At 46.3% G+C, this 505-nt stretch carries 1 protein-coding gene; it reads right to left on the bottom strand.

The window, feature by feature from the left end; translation table 11 throughout:
- On the bottom strand, nucleotides 1-505 hold a 505-nt coding region (locus R8N47_RS28645), incomplete at both ends, for a serine protease (protein ID WP_318186539.1).

Below are 505 nucleotides of genomic sequence, written 5' to 3'. Positions count from 1 at the left end.
AGAAGCACATTGGGCATCAGAAAGCGGTTGAACCTCCGCCCATCGTAAATAGTTCGGGCCACTGGTGTCGGTCGTGGACGTTTGTCCCAATCCAAAGATTTGATAAACCGATTCGCCGCTGTAATCGCCAAAATCTTGAGGCAGAGTGATGGACTGAACGTTATCGGTAATTGGTCGGGTTAACTCCAATACCGCCAAGTCATTAATCCATAGGTCATTAGGATCATAGTTGGGATGAATCGTAATAGTGCGAACGTCTTTGAACTCTTCGACATAAACATCGTTCATGGTTGGATTTTTTACCAGAACACGGAGGTCATTTGCTGTCCAACCGTCAGTAAAAACCGAGGATTCTACGCAGTGGGCGGCCGTTAATATGAAACGATCATTAACGATAGAACCACCACAAATATTCGCGAATTGTCGGTCGCCCGTTTTGTGTAAAATTAGCCGAGCAAAGAACGGGAGCTGATTTTGAGACGCTTGCTGGCCTCCAATAATCGCG

The organism is Vibrio sp. 2132-1, from assembly GCF_033344315.1.
The sequence above is the reverse complement of the archived record's forward strand: the minus strand, read 5'-3'. Positions and strand labels throughout refer to the sequence as shown.